Genomic DNA, 25,581 nt, shown 5'->3' with positions numbered 1-25,581 from the left:
TCGCCATGAGCTTTCGCAACATCTCCGCCTGGGCGATCCGCAACCCGGTGCCGCCGATCGTCCTGTTTCTGGCGCTGACGATCGCCGGGATCGTCAGCTTCGCGCGGCTCGACGTCAATCACGACCCCGACATCGACTTCCCGGTCGCCTATGTCTCGATCAACCAGCCGGGCGCCGCGCCCAGCGAGCTGGAGACCCAGGTGACCAAGCGGGTCGAAGCCGCGGCGCGCGGCGTCCAGGGCGTCGACGAGTTGCGCTCCACGGTGGAAGAGGGCGAGACCACCACGGTTCTTCAGTTCAAGATCGGCGCGAATATCGACCGTGCCGTCAACGACCTGCGCGACAAGATCGCGCAGATCCGCTCCAACCTGCCCGACGGCATCCTGGAGCCGCAGATCGGCCGCGTCGACACCACCGACAACGACATCGCCGACTTCTCCGCGACCACCAGCGACATGACGGTGGAGCAGCTGAGCTGGTACATCGACGACACCGTCACCAAGGAGCTGCTGTCGGTGCCGGGCCTCGCCGGTGTCGAGCGCCACGGCGGCGTGTCGCGCGAGATCCGCGTCACGCTCGATCCGCTGAAGCTCCAGGCCTATGGCATGACCGCGCCGCAGGTGAACGCACAGCTGCGCCAGATCAACCTCAACGCTACCGGCGGCCGCGCGGAGATCGCCGGGTCGCAACAGTCGGTGCGCGTGCTCGCCAACGCACAGGACGCCTTCGCGCTGGGGCAGACGCTGATCGCGCTGGGCGACGGCCGTACCGTGAGGCTGTCGGACATCGCCGAGGTCCGCGACGCCAATGCCGAGCAGACCAGCCTGTCGGCGGTCAACGGCCAGCAAGTCGTGTCGTTCGACTTCAAGCGCTCAAAGGGCGCGTCGGACGTTACCGTCTACCATGCCGCCGAAGACAAGCTGAAAGCGCTGGAAGCGCGTAATCCGCGCGTTCACTTCCAGCTGCTGGGCACGAGCGTCGACGACACGGAACAGATGTTCCATGGCGCGATCGAGGCGATGATCGAGGGCGCGGTACTCGCGGTGATCGTCGTGTTCCTGTTCCTGCGGGACTGGCGCGCCACCGCCATTTCCGCGCTCGCCATTCCGCTGTCGGCGATCCCGACCTTCTTCTTCATGGAGCTGATGGGGTTCAGCCTCAACCAGATGACGCTGCTGGCGCTCAGCCTGGTCGCGGGCGTGCTGGTCGACGACGCGATCGTGGAGATCGAGAACATCGTCCGCCACATGAAGATGGGCAAGAACGCTTATCAGGCATCGATCGACGCCGCCGACGAGATCGGGCTGGCCGTGCTCGCCACCACCATGGCGATCGTGGCGGTGTTCCTGCCGGTCAGCGTCATGCCCGGTATCTCGGGCCAGTTCTTCAAGAACTTCGGTCTGACCGTCGTCGCGTCGGTGCTGATGAGCCTCGCGGTCGCGCGTCTCATCACGCCGATGGTGGCCGCTTACTTCCTGAAGGCCGGCGGTCACGACGAGCGCCCCGATGGGCGCGTCATGGCGCTGTACATGCGGACGCTGCGCTGGACCGTGGACATCGGCCGCTTCCGCGCCGCCAAGGCGCGCGCGAAGGGTTGGATCGGCCGCCGCGTCGCCCGCCTGCTCGACCATCGCGTCTGGGTGATGGGGATCGCGGCACTGTGCCTGGTGCTGACGGTGGTGATCTTCGCGATGTTGCCCAAGTCGTTCCAGCCCCCGATCGACCACGATCGCAGCTCGATCACCGTCGAGCTGCCGCCCGGCTCGACGCTGGAGAGCACGCAGGCGGTGGTTTCGCGAGTCGCCGACGTGATGCGCGCGCAGAAGCCGATCGTCACCATGGTCTATCAGCGCGCGTTCGTCGGCAACGGCCGCTTGACGGTGACGCTGGCCGAGAACCGCTCGATGACCTCGACGCAGTTCGAGCGGATGATGACGCCGCAGCTGACCGCGATCCCCGACGCGCGCGTCAACTTCCAGAACCAGAACGGCTGGGGCGGCAACAGCCGCGATCTGTCGATCGTGTTCGGCGGCGACGACCCGGCGCAACTTCAGGCGACCGGCGACAAGATCGTCGAACAGATGTCGGCGCTCCGCTCGATCCGCGCGCCGCGTATTGAAGGGGGGCTGCAACGACCGGAGATCATCGTCCGGCCGCGCCTCGACCTCGCCGCCGACCTCGGCATCACCACCTCGACGCTGTCGAACGCGATCCGCGTCGCGACGCTGGGCGAGATCGATCAGGGATCGGCGCGCTTCTCGCTATCGGACCGGCAGATCCCGATCCGCGTCGCCTTTGCGAAATCGGCGCGCGAGCGGCTCGACAACATCCGCAACTTGGCGGTGCCGACCCAGACCGGCGGTTCCGTGCCGCTCCACTCGGTCGCGGACATCAGCTTCGGGGCCGGCCCGACCCAGGTCGACCGCATCGCCCAGCAACGCCAGCTGACCGTCAGCGCCGATCTGGCGCCCGGCGTCGTCGAGGGAGAGGCGCTGAAGCAGATCTACGCGCTGTCGGCGGTGAAGGACCTGCCGATCGGCGTGTCGAAGCTGGATGTCGGCCAGTCCAAGGCGCAGGGCGAGCTGGTCTCGAACATCATCATCGCGGTGTGCGCGGGGTTCTTCCTGCTCTTCGCGGTGCTGGTGCTGCTGTATCGCCGTTTCCTGCCGCCCTTCGTCAATCTAGGGTCGCTGTTCCTGGCGCCGCTGGGAGCGACCATCGCACTCTGGATTTGTGGCATGGCGGTGTCGATGCCGGTCTATATCGGCCTGCTGATGCTGCTCGGCATCGTCGCCAAGAACTCGATCCTGCTGGTCGACTTCGCGCTGGAGGAGATGGGCAAGGGCGTGCGCCGCTTCGACGCGATCCTGGACGCCGGGCACAAGCGCGCGCAGCCGATCGTGATGACCACGGTCGCGATGGTCGCCGGGATGGTGCCGACCGCGCTGTCGGTCACCGGCGACGGCTCGTTCCGCGCGCCGATGAGCGTGACGGTGATGGGCGGGCTGATCCTGTCGACGGTGTTGACGCTGTTGATCGTGCCGTCGAGCTTCAGCCTGGCACTGGGCGCCGAGCGAGCGCTCGGGACGCGGCTGGGGCGGCGGTTGCTGACGTATCGCCCCGGCGACGAGCATGGCGGCGCGGTGATCGCGGGTGGTCCCCCGCGTCCGGCGCTCGGCGGCCCGCAGGGCAAGCTCGGCTACGAGCCCGACGGCCCGCAGGCGGCGGAGTAAGGCTGGCGTCGCGCCGACCTTCTCCGTGCCCGTTCCCTTCAAGCTAGGGAAGCGAAGGTGAACCAACCGCTCCGCCACTCATTACCTCAGCCATGAGGGTCTCCGCCGGCTTCGATCTCGCGCCACCCGGCCTGACTCGCATGCGGTTGATTGCAGGGTTGTTGCTGGTCGCGATGGCCGTGCTCTATCTGGTCAGCCGCCAGTTCGTGCCCCTCCACCCGATCTGGGGTTTCGTGCGGGCCTTTGCCGAAGCGGGAATGGTCGGCGGGATGGCCGACTGGTTCGCGGTCACCGCGCTGTTCCGCCACCCGCTCGGCCTGCCGATCCCGCACACCGCGATCGTGCCGCGCAACAAGGATCGGATCGGCGATCAGCTCGCCAGCTTTCTTCGCGAGAACTTCCTCGTCACGCACGTCATCGCACGACGGATGCGGAGGATCGACGTCGCGGGCGCGGCGTCGCGGTGGCTGACCGATCCGGCGGAGGCGGCGGGCGGCCGCTTCCGCGCCGGTGCGTCGAAGCTGGCGGCGCAGGTGCTCGACGCGCTCGACCCTCAGCGGCTCGGCGGGATGGTCAAGGCCGCGGTCGCGCACCGCCTGGCGGAAACGCAGGTCGCGCCCGTCGCCGGCCAGCTCCTCAAGGCGGCAATGGCGGAGAACCGGCACAAGCCGCTGCTGGACGCCGCGATCCGCTGGGCCGGTGCAGCGCTTGCCGACAACGAGCATCTGATCCGCCAGATCGTCCACGACAAGGCGGGCTCGGTGCTGCGCTGGACCGGTCTGGACGAGACCGTGTCGAACAAGCTGATCGACGGGCTGAAGAACCTGCTGGAAGAGATGGCGTCGAACCCCGAGCACCCGTTGCGGGTGCGCGCGGAGAACGGCCTCGACATCCTCGCCTGGGACCTGCGCTTCGACCCCGACATGGGAGCCCGAGTCGAGCGGCTGAAGGGTGAGCTGATCGCCAACCCGGCGATGCAGCGCTGGCTGGACGGGTTGTGGGAACAGGCGCGCGCGGGCCTGCTTGCCGTCGCCCGCGATCCCGAACGTGTGATGCGCGGCCGGCTGGGCGAGGTGCTCCGCCAGATGGGCGAGACGCTGGCGACCGACCGCCGGCTCGCCACCACCATCAACCGCTTCGTCCGCCGTGCGGCAGTCGGAGTCGCCGCCGATTACGGAGACAGCATCGTCCGACTGGTATCGGAGACGGTACAGGGCTGGGACACGCAGACGATCACCCGCCGCCTGGAGAACGCCGTCGGTAAGGACCTCCAGTTCATCAGGGTCAACGGCACGCTGGTGGGCGGGCTGGTCGGACTGGTGATCCACGGGGTGGACGTGGCGCTGGGGTGACGGGAAGACGGGTAGGAGGCCCGCTGACGCCCAATTGCGGACATTCGCCTGCGTTCGTAAGCTGGTCGAATGGGCAGAACCGCAAATGCTCGGCCGTCCGAGCGCAAAATTGGAGCGCGGGTTAGGATCAAGCCGGGTCATCAAACGGAAGCCGAGGCGATGTTTGAGGAAGCGGGCTTGTCGCCAATATACAAGGAATTGAGAACAGACGGGAATATCTCATACTGGTTCGGCAAAGATCAGGTTGGGCCGCTCGCGGACGCTGGGGTGATTGAACGCATGCCCCTGCACTGGTGGGCGCATTATGCGATTGTCGAAGACTCCCCGACCATCAACTAATGCAATGTCCGCTTTCCAACAAAAGCGGACGTCGCCCCCCCCCGCGGCACGCAGGCTGGCGGAAGCGAACGGGGGCGAATACGCCCCCGTCATGCCCGAAACCGACCCGCCATCGCTGCCGCCCGGTCTCAGCCGCAGGCCCGACCTGCTTAGCCTGTGCGTCGTCCTGCTCGTGGTCTGGAATGCGGTGATCCTCTGGCTGGCCTTGACGGGCCAGCTTCAGCGCGAGGTCGGGAACGACGCTGCGGGCGCGGGCATGGCGCGCGGCTTCCGGGAGCTGTTCGCGACGGCGGGCGCGTTCGGGATCGCTCTCATGACGGTGCCGGCGCTGATCGTCCGCGCGCCCGTCGCCCGTGCCGTCCTGATCGGCTCGCTCGCGTTGGCGAGTCTGGTCACGCCGATGTTGCTGTAAGGTGGGTCGATTAGCGCCCGCGCTCCATCGCGCCCTTGCCCCGACTCGCCGGATCGCCCAATAGGGCCGGGCATGAGCGCCATCGCCGATTTCGAGCAGGACCAGGGCACGTTGCGCTTTCGCGGCGACCTGTCGCTGGCGCGGCTGGGGACGCTGCCAGATCGGCTGGACCAGGTCGACGGCCAGGTGTCGCGCGTCGACCTGTCGGGGATCGACCGCATCGACACGGTCGGCGCCTGGCTGGTCCACCGTTTCGCCGCGCGCCATGACGCGGCCGTCGAGGGGCTCGACACCGACAGTCAGCAGCTATTCGACCATGTCGTCCGTTCGGAACAGCCGGTCGCGATGCGGGAGGGTCCGACGAACAGCCTGATCCGGCTGGTCGGCGAGGTCGGCGACGCGACGGTTCAGGCAGGCCGGACAATGTACGGTCTGCTCGGGTTCCTGGGCGCGACGACGCTCGCCTTTATCAACGTGATCCGCCACCCGTCCAAGTTCCGCTTCAACGCCACCGTCCAGCGATTCGAGGTGGTCGGAGTCTCCGCGCTGGGCATCATCGGGCTGATGAGCTTCCTGATCGGCATGGTCATCGCGCAGCAGGGCGCGGTGCAGCTGCGGCAGTTCGGCGCGGAGGTGTTCACCATCAACCTGGTCGGCCGCCTCACCCTGCGCGAGATGGGCGTGTTGATGACCGCGATCATGGTCGCCGGTCGCTCCGGCAGCGCCTTCGCCGCGCAGCTCGGCACGATGAAGCTGACCGAGGAGATCGACGCGATGCGGACCATCGGCGTGTCGCCGATGGAGGCGCTGGTGGTGCCGCGCACACTGGCGGCGATCCTGCTGATGCCGCTGCTCGGCTTCTATGCGTGCATGATCGCGCTGATCGGCGGCGGCGTTCTGGTCTGGGTGGACCAAGGAATTCCGCCGGCCACCTTCATTCAGCGCATTCGCGAGGTTGTGCCGATCACCGACCTCTATGTCGGCCTCATCAAGGCGCCGGTGTTCGGCGCAATCATCGCCATCGCCGGCTGTTTCCAAGGCATGCTGGTCGAATCGGACGCCGAGCAGGTCGGCAGCCGCACCACCGCCGCCGTAGTGCAGGCGATCTTCATGGTCATCGTGATCGATGCCTTCTTCGCCGTGTTCTTCACCTGGCTGGGGTGGGATTGATGGCGAGGCGCAAGGACGACATCGTCATCAAGGTGCGGGGCCTGCGTAACGGCTTTGGCGATCAGCTGGTCCACGACGGGCTGGACCTCGACGTGCGACGCGGCGAGATTCTGGGTGTCGTCGGCGGCTCGGGCACGGGCAAGTCGGTCCTGATGCGCTCGATCGTCGGGCTGCAGCCACCGCTCGCCGGCGATGTGACCGTGTTCGGCGAGGAGACGCTCGACCGCGACGATTCGGAGACGATCGACATCCGCAAGCGCTGGGGCGTGCTGTTCCAAGGCGGGGCACTGTTCTCGACTCTGACCGTGGCCGAGAACGTCGAGGTGCCGCTGCGCGAGTTCTACCCCGAGCTGAAGCAGGCGCTGATGAACGAGATCGCCGCCTACAAGGTGGTGATGACCGGGTTGCCGGCGGATGCGGGACCGAAGTACCCGGCGGAACTGTCGGGTGGCATGAAGAAGCGCGCTGGGCTCGCCCGCGCGCTGGCGCTCGACCCCGAACTGCTGTTCCTGGACGAGCCGACCGCCGGGCTCGACCCGATCGGGGCCGCTGCGTTCGACGAGTTGATCGCCGGGCTGCAGAACACGCTGGGGCTGACCGTCTTCCTCATCACCCACGATCTCGACACGCTGTATGCGATCTGCGACCGGGTGGCGGTGCTCGCCGACAAGAAGGTGATCGCGGTCGGCACGATCGACGAACTGCTGGCGACCGACCATCCGTGGATCCAGGAATATTTCCGGGGACCGCGCGGTCGCGCCGCGGTGGCGACGCGGGAGGCGCAAGAGGGCATCGCGGCGCATGAGCCGGGATCGCAGAATAACGCGACCGGCGAGGCCACCGCGCACCCGACGGAGGTCCGGGACGAACAGGACCGTGATGCCGGAATCGATTCGTCCAAGATGAGGGCTCACTGATGGAAACCCGCTCCAACCATGTCCTGGTCGGCGCCGTGGTGTTGATCCTGCTGGCGGTGCTGGCACTCTTCACCGTCTGGCTCGCACGATTGGGCGGCAAGTCGGAGAAGGAGTACGACATCTTCTTCCAGCAGTCGGTAGACGGCCTGACCAAGGGCAGCCAAGTCTCCTATTCGGGCGTGCTGACGGGCACGGTCAAGCAGATCGCGCTGTACAAGCCGGACCCCAATCTGGTCCGCGTCCGTATCGCGGTCGACCCGGAAACCCCGGTCCTCCAGGGAACCACCGCCTCCGCATCGTGCTCCTTCACCGGCACTTGCACCGTCCTCCTCGACGGTGCCCGGCGCAACGCCCCGCCGCTCGTCTGCGTCAACGAGCAGGCCGGACCAGGCTGTCGGATGGGCTTGCCCGAAATCCCGCCCAAGGCCGGCGGGATCGGCGCGCTGCTAGCCAGCGCTCCACAGCTGCTGGAGAATGTCTCCGCGCTCACCGATCGGCTGACCAAGCTGCTCGGCGACAAGAACCAGACCTCGATTCAGGGCATCCTCGCCAATACCAACCGGCTGTCGGGCGCGCTTGCCGACCGCGGGCCGGAGATCGCGGCGACGCTGGCGCAGACCCGTGTCGCGATCCAGCAGGCGGGCGAGGCCAGTCAGAAGATCGGCGATTTGGCGGCAACTACCAATGGCCTGCTCGCCAACGACGTCCGCCCGACCGTCCAGAATCTCAATCAGGCGATCGCGGCGGCGAAGCAGAGCGCCGACACGCTCAACCAGACGATCGGCGAGGCGCGACCGGGCTTGCGGACCTTCTCGCGTCAGACCATCCCCGAGGCTAACCAGCTCGTCCACGACCTGCGCCAGACCGCGGCGGCGCTGGCGTCGATCGCGGAGAAGGTCGATCGCGGCGGCGCGACGTCGCTGGTCGGGTCACAGCGGTTGCCGGATTACGAGGGCAAGTGAGGCCAATATGAAGCATTATCTCTCCCCTGCCCTGCTGGCCGTGACGCTCGGGCTCAGCCTCGGCGGTTGCATCAGCTTCGGGCCGAAGCCCGCCAAGCTGCTGCTGACCTTGACACCGGTCGCATCGCTACCGGTGGGCCAAGTACAGACCTCGGCACGCGCGCGATCGATCGTGGTGCAGGTGCCGGTGACCGCCGCTTCGCTCGCGACGACGCGGATTCCGGTGCAGGCAACGGCGACCAGCCTCGCCTATGTCAAGGACGCCGCCTGGGCGGAGCCACCCGCGAGGCTGTTCGCGCGGCTCGTATCGGACACGCTGACCGCGGGCGGCACCGTGGTGCTCTCCGGCGTCCAGTCGGTCGACAGTCCCGCGAGCAACCTCGCGGGCGAGCTGCGCGCGTTCGGCTTCGACGCGGCGACGCGCAGTGCGATCGTGACCTTCGACGGCGTGCTGACGCGCGGCGGGGCCACGGCGGTCGAGAAGCGCCGCTTCGAGGCGCGCGTCCCGGTCGCGGCGATCGATGCGGCGGCGGCTGGTCCGGCGCTCAACGATGCCGCAAACCAGGTCGCGGCGCAGGTGGCGGCTTGGGCCGGCAGCTGACCGCCGACCCTCCCCTGCGTTTGCGGGCGGGGAGTGACGTTAGGTCCAACGTCTGCTGAGGCAGTGTCGCGGCGGTGAGGACGGACACCTGGCGCAGCTGTGCTGACTGATCAGGGCGCCCGCCTGACCGCGGGCAGTACATCGCACACCGCCGCCCCACCAAGCGCCACCGTCGGTGCCTTCGGATTTTCGCGCGCGCGTACCGCGCCCTCGAACCGCGGATTGTCCGCCGCGCGATACTGAAAGCGCGGACGCTCGGCCGCCGGCAAGTCGCCGGCGAGCCGTACCGAGACGATCGGCAGGTCTTCGGCGCGCGACGCATACACCCCCATCGCCGCGTCGCTGCGCGGCAGGGCGGCGAAATACTGTATTCCCTCGACGATCCGACCCACCACCGTATAGTTGCGGTCGAGGCGCCGCGCCGACTGACCGATCGGCGTGAACAGCTCCGCCCCCGACCCTGTCGACGGCGACGCATCGCGCGCGACCCCGACCATGCCGTAACAGTGCGTCAGCCACGCCTGCGTGCCGTTGCTCGCGACCGGCCAGCCATCGGCGGTGATGCCCGACGCGGTCGAATAGCTGTCCGTCTTCGCCATCCGCACCGCCGGCGAGAACGCGGCGATCTCGAATTCCGCCGCTGGCTGGTCGGTAATGCCGGCAGGCAGCGGCTTCTTCTCGGTCGCATCGCCCCATTGCGCGACCCAGTTCTCCTGCACGCGATAAACGCTCGTCCCGTCCCACCATCGCGCCCGCGCTAACGCCCGGATATTGGTGACGTGCGCGGGCGCGAAGGCGGGTGCCAGCCGGATCACGACGCGCTTGCCCGTTCCGAGCGCGATCACCAGCAGCTGGTCGTCGGGAATGGCGTGCCAGTCCGCCTCGACCGGATCGGTCGCCGCGGGCGTCTGGGCGATGCTCGCTCCCGCGAGCAGGGCGAACGGCAGGAAGGCGATACGGGTCATCTGCCGATGCTGCCCCGTGCCGCCGACGAAGGCAATCGCTTGCGGCCCCGCCCGCCACACGCTAGCGCAACCCATCCAGCGATTGCGGAGCGGTGGCCGAGTGGTCGAAGGCGCTCGCCTGGAAAGTGAGTATACGCCAAAAGCGTATCGAGGGTTCGAATCCCTCCCGCTCCGCCACCTAGTCTGCTCTTGCTGACACTCTCGATAACTGCGCCGCTAGACCGGCGCAGTTCTGCGCCTTTTCGCCAGCAATCAAGTAGGCCGGAGAGCCTGGTCCCGCGTGACCGAGGGGCGAATCTGGTCGGTTTCTCCGCAGCGCCCCACCCCAGTACCCTTTTGCAAACTCGCCGTTTAAGCGCTCACTAGGCGCGATAAGATTCCGTGCTTTGCAGGGTATCTGCAGGGAATTTCGCGATTGAAGTTCCTAATCGTCTGGGATCGATGACCATTGCCGGTCGCTTTTTTTGCACCTCTTGACCTGCTCCCCGTTTTCAGGCCGCTGATAACTTAGCTTCAGTGTCCATATGCCCCTGGCGGGGGCAGTTGGTGAACTCGGCGGGTGCCAACCCGCCAAGGCTGCTGTGCGGACGCACGGTGTTGTAGTCCGTCCGCCATGCCTCGATGATCCGTCTTGCCGCGGCCAGCGATGGGAACAGGTGCTCGTTCAGGCACTCGTCGCGCAAGCGACCATTAAAGCTTTCGACGAAGCCGTTCTGCTGCGGCTTGCCCGGCGCGATGTAATGCCAGTCGACCCCGGTATCCTGGCACCAGGCAAGAACGGCGTGACTGGTCAGCTCGGTGCCATTGTCGCTGACCACCATGCACGGCAGCCCGCGACGTTCGGCGATAGCGCTCAGCTCACGAACGACCCGCCGACCGGACAGCGACGTATCGACGATGCAGGCCAGGCATTCCCGGCTGTAATCGTCGATGACGTTGAGCAAGCGGAACCGCCGGCCGCAGGCCAATGCATCCGATACGAAGTCGAGCGACCAGCGCTGGTTGGGCTCCTGCGGGATTGCCATCGGCGCCCGCGTGCCCAGCGCGCGCTTGCGCCCGCCACGCTTGCGTATCGTCAGCCGCTCCTCGCGATACAGCCGATACACCTTCTTCAGGTTCATGCCCTTGCCCTCACGCTGCAGCAGGATCGCCAGCCGCCGGTAGCCGAACCGACGACGCTCGTTCGCGATCTCACGCATCCGCTCGCGGACAGCATCGTCCTTCCCGCGAAGCGGCTCATATTGCCATGCCGACCGATTGACCCCGATCAGCCTGCAGGCGCGACGCTCGGAGAAGCCGTGATCGGCCATCAGCTTCTCCACCGCAGCATAGCGCTCTGCAGACCGGGTCAGTTTTTTCCCAGCAGATCCTTAAGCGCCGACACGTCCAGCATCGACTCCGCCAGCAGCTTCTTCAGGCGTCGGTTCTCATCCTCGAGCGCCCGCAACCGCGCCGCGTCGGACACCGTCAGCCCGCCGTACTTCGACTTCCAATTGTAGAACGTCGCATCGCTGATCCCGTGCTTGCGGCACAGGTCCGCCGTCTTCACGCCAGCCTCGTGCTCGCGCAGCACGCCAATGATCTGATCCTCGGTAAATCGGCTTCGCCGCATCGCTCGTCTCCATCTGACGAGCTAACTTACCAATGGCATGATTTCCGGGGAGCAGGTCACTGTCCACGCCAACATCCACAATCACTTCAATCTCGAACGCCACCTTGTCGACCGACAGACCTACAAGGAACTACGCTCCGCCGCCCTGGCGGAGTGGCAGATCATCGCAAGCTAGGCCCCTGCCCTCAAAGCCCGAACACCATCGTGTGGAGACGGGTTCGCGTTAGACTGACAGCACCCCTGAACGTGATGGCCGGCCCAATACGCGTCTGGCGCACGGTCAACGATCCTGCCCATGCTTGGACAGTGACTACTTAGTAAAACGGGGTTATCTCATCAGCGTGAGCGAGCTTATCAGACCAAGTGCACCGACTGGTCAGAGCACACGCGTAGGGGGCCGGAAGGGCCCGCCCGCGCAAGCCCCCCAGCTCGTTCCTCTGCTCTAACTCATCGCCTGAGGTGTTCCGGCTGGCGGTGCTGATGTACGTCCGCTTCCCGGTTTCGCTCAGAATCGTCGACGACTTGCTGTGTGCGCGCAGCATCGACGTCTCTCACGAGAGGGTGCGAAGGCCCCCTGTGGCTGACGCTTAGCAGCGGTACTTATGGGAGGTCAGAGATGCTTAATCTGGGCGCGCTTGTCCTAACGATGGCGGTGGGCGCCAATTCGATGCAGGCACGTCACCTAAGGCGGCAAGCCATTAAGTTGCGACTTGCCGAGCATTTCCTTTCGTTTATGATCAAAAATACCGTTGCGTTCGCTTGTGTGATCCTTGGGGATGAAATTCCTCATATTCGCGAAAGTAGAGATTAGATGGCCGATCTGAAGCTTACATCGAGCCGCGCCTTGGCCGTCGCAATATTGTCTTGGTTTTGCGTCTCGGCTGATAGCATCGGTCACGCTGCGATGGGGGGAGCGGCGACACTGCTGAAGATTGACGTGACCAGTCCGGCGAACGGCAGCAGCCGACTATGGCAGGGACAGGTCGCTTATAGTATCACCGCCGCCTATGATGGTAAGTCAACGCGGTTCGGGGAGATACAGCCGAACGATGTGGTCTTAGAAACACGCTACGTGTCTGACGTCGCAATGGCATCGAAGGTCGGGCGCATGCTACCGACGGCGTTGAATACCATCAGCCAGTCTAACTGCGCCGGGTGCCACGATTTTGAGGCTGGCGGGGCCGGCCCATCCTATGCTGCAATCGGCGCGCGTTACTCCGGAACGCCGGCAGCCGCCGCGACGCTGGCGCTGCACATCACGCGCGGAAGTAGCGGCGTCTGGGGGTCATCCGCGATGCCGCCGCACCCGGACGTGACCGCCGCACAAGCCAGAGTGGCGGCGGACTGGATCATCGGGCACGGCAACGATGCCGGTGTCCATTACTATCTCGGCAACACCGGCAGCTTCAGGATGATCCCGGCGGAAAGACCGGGTCCGCGGGCGGGGATCGTTGCGACCGCCTTCTATACGGGGCCGCTTAGACCCGGCGACACCCACCGCACCGGAACCGGGGCCGATCGAGTAGTGGTCATGGGATTGGCGCATCACTGACACGGCTTGCACGCTACCTTGAACGGAGACGAGATGCAGCGACGCACATTCCTAAAGACGATGGCGGGAGTAGGCGCCTCGCTGGTCGCAGCAGCGGGTGCGACAGCACAGCCAGGGCCGCGCGTGGGCACGAAGTCGGTCATCGTAGCCGGGGCAGGAATTACCGGCCTATGTTGCGCCTATGAACTGATGCAGCGCGGCCTGGATGTCGTCGTGCTGGAGGCATCCGGCCGTTACGGCGGCCATGTCTACACCGGGCATGACGGCTTGTCGGACGGGCTGTATGCCGACTTCGGCGCCGACCACGTTACCAAACCGGGGTACGAGCAGTTCATGAGGTACGTGGACGCGTTCGGCCTGCCGCTGGTCGCCTATCCCGGTGCAGAAGGATCGCCGCTGCCGGCCGATAACGGTCGGATGCGGATGATCGGGGGTAAGTTCCACACTGAGGCGATGCTGGCCGACCCGACCGTGCTGGCAACGCTCGGCTTCAACCAGCGCGAGCTAGCTTTCCTGGCGAAGAACCCCTGGCACGAGCTGCCGACCTTGTATCTCGCCGATCACATCGGCCGCTTCCGAGACGCTGGCCAGCCTTTCGGCAACGGATTGGACGAGCTGGATGCGATCGACCTGGACACGTTGTATGCCAAGCAGGGCGCGTCTTCCTTCGCGCGGCAATATCTGAGCGGAAAGCACGTCAACGCGCTTTATGGCGTGTGGCGGTTCGCCGTTATGAAAGCGCGGGGAATCCCGCTGTCCGAAGGCGAGACGTTCCACCTAGCGGGCGGTAACGAGGAGATGCCCAAGGCATTCGCCGTGCGGCTGGGCGCGCGGGTGAAGCTCAATCACCCGATCACCGCAATCGACCACGATACCGACGGCGTGACGGTCAGCTACACCGCCTACGGACGCGACACGCCGCAGACGATGCGCGCCGACTATCTGGTGAACTGCATTTCGCTCCCAGTCTTCCGGCGCATCGCGGTGACGCCGCCGCTGTCGACGGCGAAGCAGTATGTCGTCGACAATCTGAGCTTCAGCTCGCACCCGTTCTTCGTGTTCGAGGCGGAGACGAAGTTCTGGCTCGACGACGGCTTCACCAATCTGTCGATGGAGTTCGAGCATCCCGATATTTCGTCGATTTGGGCGATGCCGGAGACGGCGCGCTCCACTCGCGTGGTGCTGAAGGCGTTTGGACCCGGCGGCCTGTCGCCGCAGCGCGTGCTTGCTGCGTTTCGGGAGGTTTATCCGGGCAAGAAGGACACCATTGTACAGGCGCTCACCTTTGACTGGACGAAGGACATGCTGGCGCCCACCTGCGAGATGGAACCTCTACCGGTCGGCGAGCTGCGGCGGTTTTGGCCGGAGATCATGAAGCCGGACGGCCGGCTCTATTTCGCGGGCACCTATGCCGACCCGCTGAGCCGCGGCATGGAGTCGTGCGTGCGCTCGGCCGCCCGCATCGCACAGGAGATCGCCGCGGCATGAGCCACACGGAGACGCACCGATGAACCGTCGCGAGATGCTACGGGCGAGCGCGGGCGCAGGCGTCGCTGTTGCCGCCGGCACAGGTGGGACTGCGTCGGCACAGATACTCGAACATCGCTGGGAGGGCCATGACTGGGGCAACGTTCTGCCGGTGCCGGACAGGCTCTACCAGGGTCCGTTCACCAACTATGGGGCTGACGCCAACGCGCCCGGCGGTAGCGTCGTCATGGCGACGTCGCCATCGCGCGACATCGTTCCCAACATCGGCATGGGCCTGACCGCCTATGTATCCGGCGACACCGGTCCCCCGCGGCTCCCCGGCCAGTCGCTCGAGCGCTCAATCAGCGACATCGTCGCGCTGCCGTTCACGCAGACGATCTACCTGCGCCCGAACTGGCGGGAGGTTCAGACGCGGCCCGGCAGGCTCGACCTGCCCGACTGGTGGCACATCGCGGTGGACCTCGCACGTCGGCACGGCAAGCGGGTGGGCTTTCGCATCATGCTGGAGAACCCGGACGATGCGGCACCGGGAATGCCGGCGTTCCTGATGGGAAAGGTGCCGTACGTTCCGCTCAGGGGCAGCTGGCCGGGTAACCGCGGCGAGGTCCGGCATCGCAAGAAGCATGCGATGCCGCGCTACGATGCGCCAGCCTATCAGGCAGCGTTCGAGGAGCTGAACACGCTGCTGGCGGAGCAGCTGAACGGCAGTCCAGACATCGAGTACATGGACACGATGATGTACGGCTTCTGGGGTGAGGGGCACCACTGGCCCTTCGAGGGCAACGTCTTTCCTTCCGACGTCGCCGCCCGTGCCACGATGATGCGGATGCTGGAAACCCAGCTGCGGCTGTGGACCAAGACACCGCTCGTGACCAACACGCAGCCGGACTTCAATCGGGTCGGCAATGCCGAGATGCTGGATCGCACGGTGCGGAGCGGCAACTGGATTCGCAGTGACACCATCTTCATCGAGAACACGCAAATCGAGGCGCTGAGCAACCGTCCGGCATGGACGGCGGCGGTGAGCGAGGTCGGGATGACGCGGGGGGATCCGAGCCGGTTGCAGACGGTGGACGGCGTCACGCTGAACGAGCAGATCGTCGCGCATGTGCTCGCCGTCGGTGCGAACTATTGGTCGGTGTGGAACTGGCACGACGAGGCGGCGGCCAACGTGCTGAGCTACTATGAGAAGTTTCCCGAGCCGATCGACCGCATTGCCCGTCGGATCGGCTATCGGGTGTATCCGGCCTTCATCTGGTCGTTCGCCCGCGACGGCGCCAGCGGCATCGTGGTCGGGCTCGCCAACGACGGTGTCGCCGGCGTGCCGGGGGTACTGCGGCTGTCGGTCACCGACCCGGCCGGTACCGTCCTGGCGAGCGGCTGCGTCGATCCTGGCTACCCGAAGCCGACGGGCATCCGCCAGGCGATGCTGGCCTGGCCTGGCAAGCGCGACTGGAGCGGGCTCAGATTGCGCGCGGAGATCGAGATCAAGGGCGTGCGTCACCCGGTTCGCTGGGCGTGCCAGCAGCCGCTCAACCCCGATTGTTCGCTGACCCTGAAGCAGAACTTGCCCGCCTAGCTTCACCCCACCGGAAGTCCGCCATGTTCCTGCGCGCGCTTGTCCTGTCCGCTTCGGTCGCGGCGATGGCCGCGGCCGCGCCGTCGCCCGTGGCGCAGACCTATGACGAGGCGGATTTCGCACGGGTCCGCAAGCTCGACGCGCACGTCCACGATTTCGTCGCCGATGATCGGTTCCCCGATGCCGCGCGTCGTGACGGCTTTGAGCTGCTGTCGATCGCGGTCGACTATCCGGATGGACCGCCGCTCTCGCTGGAGGTAGCCGCCGCCTACAAGCTGCTGGCAAGGGACCCCGCCCGCTTCCAATTCGCGACCGCGTTCTCGATGAAGGGGTTCGGCACGCCCGGCTGGACCGAACGCACCAACCGCGCGATCGACGAGGCGGTGGCGCACGGCGCGGTGGCGGTGAAGGTCTGGAAGAATATCGGCATGGTCGCAACGGACCAGGCCGGTCGCCGCGTGTTCCTCGACGACCCGCGCTTCGACGGCGTCATGCGCCATATCGAGGACAGGCACCTGGTCCTGATCGCGCATCAGGGCGAACCCCGGAACTGCTGGCTGCCGCTCGACCAGATGACGACCGAGAACGACCGCAGCTACTTCCGCGAGCACCCCCGATTTTACATGTTCCTCCACCCGAACGAGCCCGGTTACGAGACGCTGATGGCGGCGCGCGACCGGTTCGTCGCCCGGCACCCGCGGCTCACTTTCGTCGGGGCGCACATGGCGAGCCTGGAATGGAGCGTCGATCGCCTCGCGCAGTTCCTCGATCGCTATCCGAACGCCAATGTCGATCTCGCCGCGCGCCTGTCTAATCTGCAGGTGCAGTCCAACGCCGACTACGAGAAGGTGCGTGCCTTCATGGTGAAGTACCAGGATCGTCTGCTCTACGGCACCGACCTGAAAATCAGCCCGACGCCGCCGGACGCTCAGGATGTGCCAGCGGCCGGTGCCTTCGCGCGGGAGGCGGATGCGTTCTGGCGATCCGATTGGCGCTACCTGGCGACCCCACTCAGCCAGCGCGTCGACGCGATCGGGGCCGACGCCCGCGGACTGGCACTGCCGCGGTCGGTGATCGACAAGATCTACTATGCCAACGCGCGCCGCATCTTCCGCCTCGCACCGGCTGCGGCCCGCGCCAGCAAGGGCTGAAACCGGCCCGTCACCTGACGGGCCGGACTAGGCTACATGCGGGCGCGCAGGCCGAAGAAGAAGGCGCGGCCCGTATATTCGTAAAAAGACGGTACGTTGCGATAGGTCGCGAAGCGCCGGACGGCGGAGTCGAGCAAGTTGGAACCCTGAACATACACGGTCAGCTGCGGCAGGATGTCGTAGGCGATGCTCGCCGCGAGCTCGTGATAGGGGTCCTGCTTGTCACGCAGCGTGTTGATGTACAGCGCCGGGCCGACTTCGAACCTCGACTGAAACTGGTACGACACTGACGCATTGATGCCATGCTTCTCATAGAATACTTTGGTGTTCGCCGAGAATGGCACCGCTCCGGCGAGACTGCCGGCGGAACTGCCGCCGAGCGTTTGCGTCGAATGATTGTAGGTCGCGTTCGCCTGGACGCCCAAGCCGTTGTCCAAGAAATATTGACCGCCCACCTCGACGCCATAGACCTTGGCGCTGTCTCCGTTGACGTACTGTACCTCGGTGAACTGGAAACTGGCCGGCGCGCCCGCTACCTGATTGGTCGGCACGAGCACAAAAGGTACCGCTTGCGTGGTCACAAAATTGGTGAGGTGCTTGTAGAAGGCAGCGGCGGTGATCGCCAACCGGCTATTGGGGATATACTCGAGCGAGATATCGGCCTGATCCGCCGACACCGGCTTCAGGTTTGGGTTGCCCGCGTCGGTAACGACAGGCGTGTTCGACTGCGCCGCCGAATAGTCGACCGCGGAGGAGAGCTGGCCAAAGGTCGGGCGCGAGATCGCCTGCGACGCGGCGAGACGCAGCCGCAACCCGTCCGCTAGATCATAGGCGAAGTTTGCCGACGGCAGCAGGCGCGTATAGTCGCCACCGCCGATGATCGGCGCGATCGGGTTGAGGACGACGTTCGCCGTGCCGACGCCGACGACGACATAGCTGCGCACCGAGGTGCCGTAGCCGAGCGAGTTCACGCTGGTGCTGACGAAGCGGGCGCCGATGTCGCCGCGCCAGCGGCTGCCTTCCAGATTGAATTGGAAGTAGCCGTTCCACGTCCGCTCCTTGATGAGGTAGGACGCCAGCAGGTCGGGTACGACCTGCTGCGTGGCGTAGCCGCTGGGATAGGGCAGGCCCGTGTTCGGGTTGATGACGTTGGGGTTGTTCTCCGCCCTGCTCAAGGAGGAGAGGTAGGTGTCGATATCAAAGACAGGAATGTCTCGCGGGAAGTTGCCCGATAGCTTCGGCAGGATCCCGTTCACCTCGGACGGCTGAACGACGTTCGCGCCGATCTCGGAAAAGGCGAACGGATAGCCGCCGAAGTTCTGCGCCGTCGTGTACTGGTTGTCGATCGCGACGACCTGCTTGCGCCGATCGGTGTAGGCGCCGCCAAAGGCGAGCGACCGAAGCGTGCCGTTGTTGACCACATATTCGAGGTCCAACTTCGCGCCCTGCGTCCGATCGGAAATGTTGCTGCCCTGGATGCCGATGTAATGGGCGCGGAAGTCGCTGTTGCCCGCCTGAACCAGCGTGCGGCTGCCGATCGTGCCATCCGCATTCGGGATGGTGAGCACCAGGTCGGGTATTCCGCCGTCGCGCGTGCTGACGACCGCCCGGGAGCCGGGAATGCCGGCGACGACGAAGCGGTTCTGGCCGCCGGTGTTGTCGGTCGCTCGGCCATAATAGACGTCGGCCGCCACCTTGAACTGATCGACCGGGTTCCAGTCGATGTGCCCGCCGACCTGATAGGTGACCGACCGCCGCGGCTCGTCCGTGCCCAGGATGTCGATGGTCGCGTTGTTGACGGTGTAATTGGTGACGACCTTGTTGCTGTCCACCCTAACGCTATTCAAATCCCAGCGGACGTTGCCGTTGTCATCGAGCGGGGTCAGGCCCACGGAGACGCGATGATTCTGCTCAAGGTCGGTATAGTTGCTGTACAAACCGTCGAACCGGAACTCGAATCGGCTGGACGGCTTCCACTGATACGCCGCCGATCCACCGTAGCGCTGGCGCTCGCCGACCACATAGCCGACGCTGTAGAAGTACGGCACGATCACGCCACCGCCGTTAGGCGCGTCGACCACTGAGCGCTGCCCGTTCGGTGCGGTCGCCAGGTCGAACGTGTCGGTGGCGGAATATTCGCCCAGATTGTCGGTGCGGAACTTGTACTTGTTGTAGGTACCCGAGATCAGGATACCCATCGTGTCGTTGGCGAATGTTGTGCTCGCGACGCCCGACGCCTTGAAGCCGCCCCGCTCGGCGAACTGGTTGTACTGGCCCTCGACCGACCCCGCGGCATGAAAGCCGCGATGGTCGAACGGCCGCGCGGTGCGCAGGTTGATGTTGCCGCCGATGCTCCCCTCCAGCTGCGACGACTGCACCGCCTTCAGGACCTCGGCACCCGAGATCACCTCAGACGCCAGCACGTCGAAGGCGAAAGCACGACCGGCGCTGTCGGTGGGCAAGATACGACCGTTGAGCGTCGTCAAAGCGAAATCTTCGCCGAGTCCGCGGATGGTGACGTTGCGGCCCTCACCGCGACCGTCACGCCCGACCGTCACACCCGGTATGTTCGCCAGCGCCTCGGCGACGTTGCGGTTGGGGAACTTGCCCAACTCCTCCGCCGAGATCGCGTCGACGATCGTCGCGGCGTCTCGCTTGGTGTTGATCGACCGCAGCAGGCTGCCGCGCACGCCGCGCACGACGATCTCCTGCTGACCGGCCGCGTCGCCGGCGACGTCGGCCGGGTCGCCCGCCTGGCCGGGGCCGGACTGGATGGTCGACCCCGGATTGGCCTGCTGCGTCTGAGACGGCGAGGCGGACGACGGCTCGGCCTGGGCGGGTGCCGCCAGGGAGGGCGCGGTCGGCGACGGCGCGGTTTGGGATGCGGTCTGGGCCACGGCCTGCGATGCGATCATGATCGCGGTCAGGCTCACGCCTGCACGGATGCCACGGCGCCACTTTCCGAGACCCATCATCATGTCGCTCCTCCCAGAGTCATCTACCGTCAAGAGCCTGTTCGCTCGATTTATTGCGCTTGGATAAATATAACTTCTGACTGATGTCAAACGGAAAGAAACGAAAGTTACTGGTCGTGTTGTCGATCGGCCGGCGCGCTGATATCGCGGTGAAAAGGGAGCAGTTCCGTGCCGGCCATCCGAGACACCAGCGAGCGTCGGCAGCAGATCAGCGCCATGGTGCGCGAGCGTGGCAGCGTCCAGGTCTCGCCCTTGGCGCAACGGTTTGGCGTGTCGATGCAGACGATCCGCAAGGACCTTCATTTCCTCGCCAAGCGCGGCATCGCCGAGCGCTCCTATGGCGGCGCGATCTCGTCCGACGCGGTCAGCTTCGCGATGGAGCCGGCCCTGGAAGCCAAGAACGCCAGCCATTCGGCGGAGAAGGCGCGCATCGGCCGGATGGCCGCGGCGATGGTATCGCCCGGCGACTCCATCGTGCTCGATTCCGGCACCACGACGCTACAGATCGCCTACCATCTGCCCGACGACGAAACGATCACCGTGCTGACCAACGATCTGGAGGTCGCCTCGGTGCTCGCCGCCAAGGAGCGGATCACGCTGGTCTTGCTCGGCGGCACGCTTCGGCGGCGCAATCGGGCGCTGTACGGCGCGCAGACGGTCGGCGCGTTCGACGACCTGCACGTCGACAAGCTGTTCCTCGGGGTGGACGGCTTCGACGTCGAGCGCGGCGTGACGACGCATTACGAACCCGAGGCGATGCTCAACCGGCGCATGGTGCAGGCGGCCGCGCAGGTGATCGCGGTGACGGACCAGTCGAAGTTCGGCCGGGTCTGCCTCCATCGCATCATCAGCGTCGGCGACATCGACGAATTGGTCACCGACGGCGAACCGCCCGAGGCGGTCCGGGTGGCGGGCGAGCGACTGGACTTCCGCATCAACTGCGCGTGACGGCGCAGGCGGGACCGTCCGCCGGTGCCGCCCGTCCCTACAGACCGGCCGGCGGCGTCAGGCGAAAGAAGCGGTGAGCGTTGGTCCAGTAGATCTTGTCGATCACCGGCCGCGGCAGCGCCAACCCCTTCGCCTCGGCCCCGATCGCGTCGACCCGCTGACCAAGCGGCGTCGCGAGATAACGCCAGTCCGCGCGCCAGACACGGTCCTCCTGGCCCGGAAAGTCGTCGGTTGCCGGCGGGTTCTGGGCGCGGGCATGCGGGTCCGGCGGGCTGTCCGTTAAATCGGTGCCGTACAGGATACGGTCCTGATACTTGATAAAGAAGGCGCGCACCTTGGCGAGGTCGGCGTTCGACTGCACCTGTAGGTTGGACATCCGGGCGGCGAGATCGACCACGGCGTTGGGGTAGCGATCGAGGAAGCGGGCGAGTTCGTCGACGCTCCATTCCAGGCTGGCCATGTGCGCGCCGTCGAAGGCGAGCCTGGGGTGGCGGGCGACGAAGCGGTCGCGCGCGGCCATCAGTTGCTCGTAGCTCGGCTCGTTCGGGTGCAGATACATGTAATATTCGGGGTGTTCCATGAAATACTCGCGATCGTTGTCGGTCGTCATCTGATCGAGCGGCAGCCAGCAGTTTTTCGGCTCGCCCTGATGCGCGATCAGCGGAATGTGCCGCTCCTCCAGATGCCTCATCACCAGATCGAAACGGGGATCGTCGAGGAAGACGCGCCGACCCGCCGGGTCGCGCGCGACCATGCCGATGTTCTTCCAGACCTTAACTGCCACGGCCCCTCTGGCGACGGCCGCGTCGATCGTCCGGATCGTGCGCTCGGACCAGCCGGACGTGCCGAAGCCGTCCATCGAAAAGGCGGTGGTGAACTGGAAGTGCGTCCGATCGTCGGCACGCATGCGTTCGGCGATCGTCGCCTGTTCGGGCAGCGGCGGGAAATCGGGGTAGTCGACGTTGATCGACAGCAGCTCGAACCGGTCGCGCCGCGCGGTGGCGAGCGCGCCGCGATCGTAGCGATTGGCGTGGAAATGCGCGTCGAACTTCGGCACCTTGCCGAAATCCTGTTCCGAATACGTCGCCGGCGACGGCGCGGACGCGGCCCCGATGGTGGCGGCACAGGCCGCGAGAAGGGCGAGGCACAGCGACCGACCGGACATCTACAACTCCTATAACGAAACAAAACGCGCTATTTCATTATTGTTTTTGTTTACAGGCCGCAGGACCGCGTGCAAGCATATTCACAATCAGCGCCGTCGACGTCACGATGGCGCGGCCGGGCAGGAGAGCAAGGCATGTCGCTTCACCAGGTCACCCGCCGCGCCGCGCTCGCCCGGCTCCTGACCGGGGCGGCCGTGGTCGGCGTCGCGACCCGGCCGGCGAGGCTGCTGGCCGCGGCGACGCCCGGCGTCAGGCTGTCGGACGGCACGCTTACGATCGACTTCGACGCCGGGATGGGGTCACGACTCAGCTTCAGGGGACGGCCGATCACCCCGGCGACGTCCGCGGCGGCGGTCCAGCTGGTCGACGGGCGTACGATCGACCGCTTCCTGCTGCTCGACCATGGCGAGGAGGCGGTTGCGGGGCCTCATGGCGGCGGCCGCCGCCATCGCCTGCGCGCGACCGCGCAGGGGACGTTGGAGCAGCAGCTCGCCGTGACCTTCCTCGATCGTCATCCGGGGCTGGCGCTGATCGACGTGACGTATCGCAACACCGGGGCGGTGCCGCTGGCGATCGCCGGCTGGCGGGTCGCGACGCACGATCTCCTCCCCCATCCGGACGGGGCGTGGAGCTACGCCGGTGCCTCCTATCCCAACCGACGCGACTGGGTGCAGCCGGTCGCACCGGGCTTCCAGCAGCATAACTTCATGGGGATGAACGGGTCGGATTACGGCGGCGGCACGCCCGTCGCGGTCGTCTGGCGGCGCGACGTGGGGCTCGCGGTCGGGCATATCGACACGGTGCCGCGGCTGGTATCGCTGCCGGTCGCGGCCCAGCCGGGCGGCACCCGCATCGGCATGAGCGGCGACGCGCCCGTGATGCTCGCGCCCGGCGCTACCTTCGCGCTGCCGCCCGCCTTCGTGATGGCGCACACCGGCGATCACTTCCGCCCGCTCGACGCCTATCGTCGGCTGATGGCGGAGCGTGGCCTGGCGGCACCGGCGATCCCCGCCAGCAGCTACGGCCCGATCTGGTGCGCCTGGGGGTACGAGCGAAACTACACGCCCGCCGAGGTCTATGGTACGCTGCCCAAGGCGAAGGAGCTGGGCTTCGAATGGGCGGTGCTCGACGACGGGTGGCAGACATCCGAAGGCGACTGGAAGCTCGATCCCGTCAAATATCCGAGGGGCGATGCCGACATGCGGGCGTTCGTGTCCCGCATCAAGGCGGACGGGATGCGCCCGCGCCTCTGGCTGGCACCGCTCGCCGCCGACCCCGGCACCGACCTGCTGCGCGACCATCCCGACATGCTGCTGCTCGACCGGGACGGCGCGGCGCAGAACGTCAGCTGGTGGAGCGCCTTCACGCTGTGCCCCGCCTATCAGCCGACGGTGGACCATTTCCGCGGTGTGGTGCGGCGGATCATCGCCGACTGGGGCTATGAGGGGTTGAAGCTGGACGGTCAGCACCTCAATGGCGTCGCACCCTGCTACAACCCGGCCCACAACCATGCTCGGCCGGAGGAATCGTTCGAAAAGCTCCAGGATTTCTGGAAGGCGCTCTACGACGAGGCGATCGCCGCCAATCCGCAGGCGGTGGTGGAGATCTGCCCCTGCGGCGACAGCTTCGCCTTCCACAACATCCCGGCGATGAACAACACCCCGGCCTCCGACCCGGAATCGTCGTGGCAGGTCCGCCTGAAGGGCAAGACGTTCAAGGCGCTGATGGGGCCGTCCGCTCCTTATTCGGGCGACCATGTCGAGTTGTCGGACGGCGGCGACGACTTCGCCTCGACCTATGGCATCGGCGCGATCCCCTCGACCAAGTTCACCTGGCCAAAGCCGACGACGCACCCCACCGACACGCTGCCGCCCGGCGGCTTCGTCCTGACCGCCGAGAAGGAAGCGCTGTGGCGGCACTGGCTCGATCTCTATCGAACCAATCGTCTGGCGCAGGGCATTTATCTGGGCGGGCTCTACGACATCGGTTTCGACAAGCCGGAGGCGCACGTCGTCGGCGAGAACGGTAAGGTGCATTACGCTTTTTACGCCAGGCGATGGGACGGCCCGGTCGAACTGCGCGGGCTGGGCAAGGGCAGCTACGCGTTGGCGGACGCATTTACCGGTCGATCGCTGGGCCGCGCCACGGCCACGCAGAACCGCATCGCCGCGACGTTCGAGCGCTTCCTGCTCGTCACCGCCACACCGGTCGCGGCGTGAGCGCCGATACCGTTCGGGGGCCCCGCGCCTGGCTTGGCTACGCCCTGGTCACCGTTGTGCTGTGGGGCGTGTGGGGTGCCTTTTCTGGTCTGTCGCCGCAGTACGGCTTTCCGGAAACGCTCGTCTATTGCGTCTGGGCGCTGACCATGGTGCCGCCCGCGCTGATCGTCCTGTCGATGGCGCGATGGCGGCTCGATCGCAGCGTGCGGGCGATCGGCTACGGCCTGGCCGTCGGGCTGCTGGGTGCGGCGGGGCAGCTGATCCTGTTCTATGCGGTCGCCCGCGGCCCTGCGTATCTGATATTTCCCGTCATCTCGCTGTCCCCGGTGGTCACCATCGCGATGTCGTTCGCGCTGCTGGGCGAGCGCACGGGGCGCCTCGGCGCGATCGGCATCATGCTCGCGCTGCTGGCGCTACCCACGTTCGACTTCTCGCCGGGCGGTGCCGGCGGCGCGGCGGCGGGGTGGCTGCTGCCGGCGATCCTTGTGATGCTGTGCTGGGGCGTGCAGGCCTATTTCATGAAAGCCGCCAACCACGTCATGTCGGCGGCGAGCATCTTCGTCTACATGACGCTGAGCGGCTTGCTCGTCATTCCGATCGCCTGGGCGATGACGGACTGGACGCGGCCGATCAACTGGGGGCTCGACGGACCGGGATTGGCCGCGCTGATTCAGGTGCTCAACGCGATCGGAGCGCTGACGCTGGTTTTCGCCTTTCGCTACGGCAAGGCGATCATCGTCGCGCCGCTGGCCAATGCCGGCGCGCCGCTCGCCACCGCGCTTCTGTCGCTGGTGGTGCTGGGCGTCGTGCCGGGCGCGCTTAAGATCGTCGGCATCGTCCTGGCGCTGGCCGCCTCCCTGCTGCTTGCGATCGAGCCGGACGCTACCGATACGAACGCCGAGACCGGCCTTCCGAACTCGGCTGGGACGTAGTTTCGTTT

At 66.2% G+C, this 25,581-nt stretch carries 19 protein-coding genes, 1 tRNA gene and 1 pseudogene; 17 read left to right on the top strand and 4 right to left on the bottom strand.

The window, feature by feature from the left end; genetic code table 11:
• Positions 1–5: 5 nt before the first annotated feature.
• From ACOFKS_RS01310 to ACOFKS_RS01280, 7 genes are all read left to right on the top strand, one after another.
• A complete protein-coding gene (locus tag ACOFKS_RS01310) occupies positions 6–3,233 on the top strand; it encodes an efflux RND transporter permease subunit (protein WP_419807435.1) in 3,228 nt (1,075 codons plus the stop codon).
• 92 nt (positions 3,234–3,325) lie between these two features.
• On the top strand, positions 3,326–4,585 hold the full coding sequence (locus ACOFKS_RS01305) for a DUF445 domain-containing protein (protein WP_419807434.1): 1,260 nt from the start codon (positions 3,326–3,328) through the stop codon (positions 4,583–4,585).
• A 430-nt stretch (positions 4,586–5,015) separates the two neighbouring features.
• Entirely contained in the window at positions 5,016–5,336 is a 321-nt protein-coding gene (locus ACOFKS_RS01300; protein ID WP_419807433.1) for a hypothetical protein, read from the top strand.
• Positions 5,337–5,408: 72 nt separating this feature from the next.
• Positions 5,409–6,506, top strand: coding sequence for an ABC transporter permease (locus ACOFKS_RS01295; RefSeq protein WP_419807432.1), 1,098 nt, complete (start codon positions 5,409–5,411; stop codon positions 6,504–6,506).
• Positions 6,506–7,423, top strand: coding sequence for an ABC transporter ATP-binding protein (locus ACOFKS_RS01290; RefSeq protein ID WP_419807431.1), 918 nt, complete (start codon positions 6,506–6,508; stop codon positions 7,421–7,423). Before ACOFKS_RS01295 ends, ACOFKS_RS01290 begins: the two co-directional genes overlap by 1 nt.
• Positions 7,423–8,385: an MlaD family protein gene (locus ACOFKS_RS01285; RefSeq protein WP_419807430.1), complete on the top strand. Its 963-nt coding sequence runs from the start codon at positions 7,423–7,425 to the stop codon at positions 8,383–8,385. Before ACOFKS_RS01290 ends, ACOFKS_RS01285 begins: the two co-directional genes overlap by 1 nt.
• A 7-nt stretch (positions 8,386–8,392) precedes the next feature.
• On the top strand, positions 8,393–8,986 hold the full coding sequence (locus tag ACOFKS_RS01280) for an ABC-type transport auxiliary lipoprotein family protein (RefSeq protein WP_419807429.1): 594 nt from the start codon (positions 8,393–8,395) through the stop codon (positions 8,984–8,986).
• A 110-nt stretch (positions 8,987–9,096) separates the two neighbouring features.
• On the opposite strand, the gene ACOFKS_RS01275 is transcribed toward ACOFKS_RS01280, so the two are convergent.
• Positions 9,097–9,951, bottom strand: coding sequence for a peptidylprolyl isomerase (locus ACOFKS_RS01275; RefSeq protein ID WP_419807428.1), 855 nt, complete (start codon positions 9,949–9,951; stop codon positions 9,097–9,099).
• A gap of 86 nt (positions 9,952–10,037) precedes the next feature.
• Between ACOFKS_RS01275 and ACOFKS_RS01270 the strand changes: the two genes are divergently transcribed.
• Positions 10,038–10,128, top strand: a tRNA-Ser gene (locus ACOFKS_RS01270).
• A gap of 314 nt (positions 10,129–10,442) precedes the next feature.
• On the opposite strand, the gene ACOFKS_RS01265 is transcribed toward ACOFKS_RS01270, so the two are convergent.
• A protein-coding gene (locus ACOFKS_RS01265) for an IS3 family transposase (protein ID WP_419807427.1) occupies positions 10,443–11,563 on the bottom strand; the annotation gives its coding sequence in 2 pieces (ribosomal slippage) (positions 10,443–11,314 and positions 11,314–11,563; 1,122 coding nt in all).
• A 58-nt stretch (positions 11,564–11,621) separates the two neighbouring features.
• Between ACOFKS_RS01265 and ACOFKS_RS01260 the strand changes: the two are divergent.
• From ACOFKS_RS01260 to ACOFKS_RS01235, 6 genes and pseudogenes are all read left to right on the top strand, one after another.
• Positions 11,622–11,738: pseudogene (locus ACOFKS_RS01260) on the top strand (IS6 family transposase); the annotation flags it as partial.
• A gap of 441 nt (positions 11,739–12,179) precedes the next feature.
• A complete protein-coding gene (locus ACOFKS_RS01255) occupies positions 12,180–12,374 on the top strand; it encodes a hypothetical protein (RefSeq protein ID WP_419807426.1) in 195 nt (64 codons plus the stop codon).
• The gene (locus ACOFKS_RS01250) at positions 12,375–13,115 is read left to right on the top strand and encodes a c-type cytochrome (RefSeq protein ID WP_419807425.1); all 741 of its coding nucleotides are present in this window, start codon (positions 12,375–12,377) and stop codon (positions 13,113–13,115) included.
• Positions 13,116–13,133: 18 nt separating this feature from the next.
• Positions 13,134–14,603, top strand: a complete 1,470-nt coding sequence (locus ACOFKS_RS01245; protein WP_419807424.1) for a flavin monoamine oxidase family protein — start codon at positions 13,134–13,136, stop codon at positions 14,601–14,603.
• 19 nt (positions 14,604–14,622) lie between these two features.
• The gene (locus tag ACOFKS_RS01240) at positions 14,623–16,182 is read left to right on the top strand and encodes a hypothetical protein (RefSeq protein WP_419807423.1); all 1,560 of its coding nucleotides are present in this window, start codon (positions 14,623–14,625) and stop codon (positions 16,180–16,182) included.
• A 23-nt stretch (positions 16,183–16,205) separates the two neighbouring features.
• Positions 16,206–17,333, top strand: coding sequence for an amidohydrolase family protein (locus ACOFKS_RS01235; RefSeq protein WP_419807422.1), 1,128 nt, complete (start codon positions 16,206–16,208; stop codon positions 17,331–17,333).
• 32 nt (positions 17,334–17,365) lie between these two features.
• Here the strand turns inward: ACOFKS_RS01235 and ACOFKS_RS01230 are convergent, their stop codons facing one another.
• Positions 17,366–20,611 (bottom strand): TonB-dependent receptor, encoded by a 3,246-nt coding sequence (locus ACOFKS_RS01230; protein WP_419807421.1) that lies wholly within the window; start codon positions 20,609–20,611, stop codon positions 17,366–17,368.
• Between ACOFKS_RS01230 and agaR the strand changes: the two genes are divergently transcribed.
• Positions 20,525–21,256, top strand: coding sequence for a transcriptional repressor AgaR (agaR, locus tag ACOFKS_RS01225; RefSeq protein ID WP_419807420.1), 732 nt, complete (start codon positions 20,525–20,527; stop codon positions 21,254–21,256). The genes ACOFKS_RS01230 and agaR overlap by 87 nt on opposite strands.
• 37 nt (positions 21,257–21,293) lie before the next feature.
• Here agaR and ACOFKS_RS01220 read toward each other — a convergent pair whose 3' ends face one another.
• Complete coding sequence (locus ACOFKS_RS01220; protein ID WP_419807419.1) at positions 21,294–22,421, bottom strand: amidohydrolase family protein; 1,128 nt, start codon at positions 22,419–22,421, stop codon at positions 21,294–21,296.
• Between the two features lie 135 nt (positions 22,422–22,556).
• Here ACOFKS_RS01220 and ACOFKS_RS01215 point away from each other — a divergent pair, with 135 nt between their 5' ends.
• Together ACOFKS_RS01215 and ACOFKS_RS01210 are read left to right on the top strand one after the other, a co-directional pair.
• Positions 22,557–24,641 carry a glycoside hydrolase family 36 protein gene (locus ACOFKS_RS01215; protein WP_419807418.1) on the top strand — a complete coding sequence of 695 codons (2,085 nt, stop codon included), beginning with the start codon at positions 22,557–22,559 and terminating at the stop codon, positions 24,639–24,641.
• On the top strand, positions 24,638–25,573 hold the full coding sequence (locus tag ACOFKS_RS01210; RefSeq protein WP_419807417.1) for an EamA family transporter: 936 nt from the start codon (positions 24,638–24,640) through the stop codon (positions 25,571–25,573). Before ACOFKS_RS01215 ends, ACOFKS_RS01210 begins: the two co-directional genes overlap by 4 nt.
• Positions 25,574–25,581: the final 8 nt, after the last annotated feature.

This window comes from Sphingomonas sp. (assembly GCF_965200135.1).
Lineage (GTDB): Bacteria > Pseudomonadota > Alphaproteobacteria > Sphingomonadales > Sphingomonadaceae > Sphingomonas.
The sequence above is the reverse complement of the archived record's forward strand: the minus strand, read 5'-3'. Positions and strand labels throughout refer to the sequence as shown.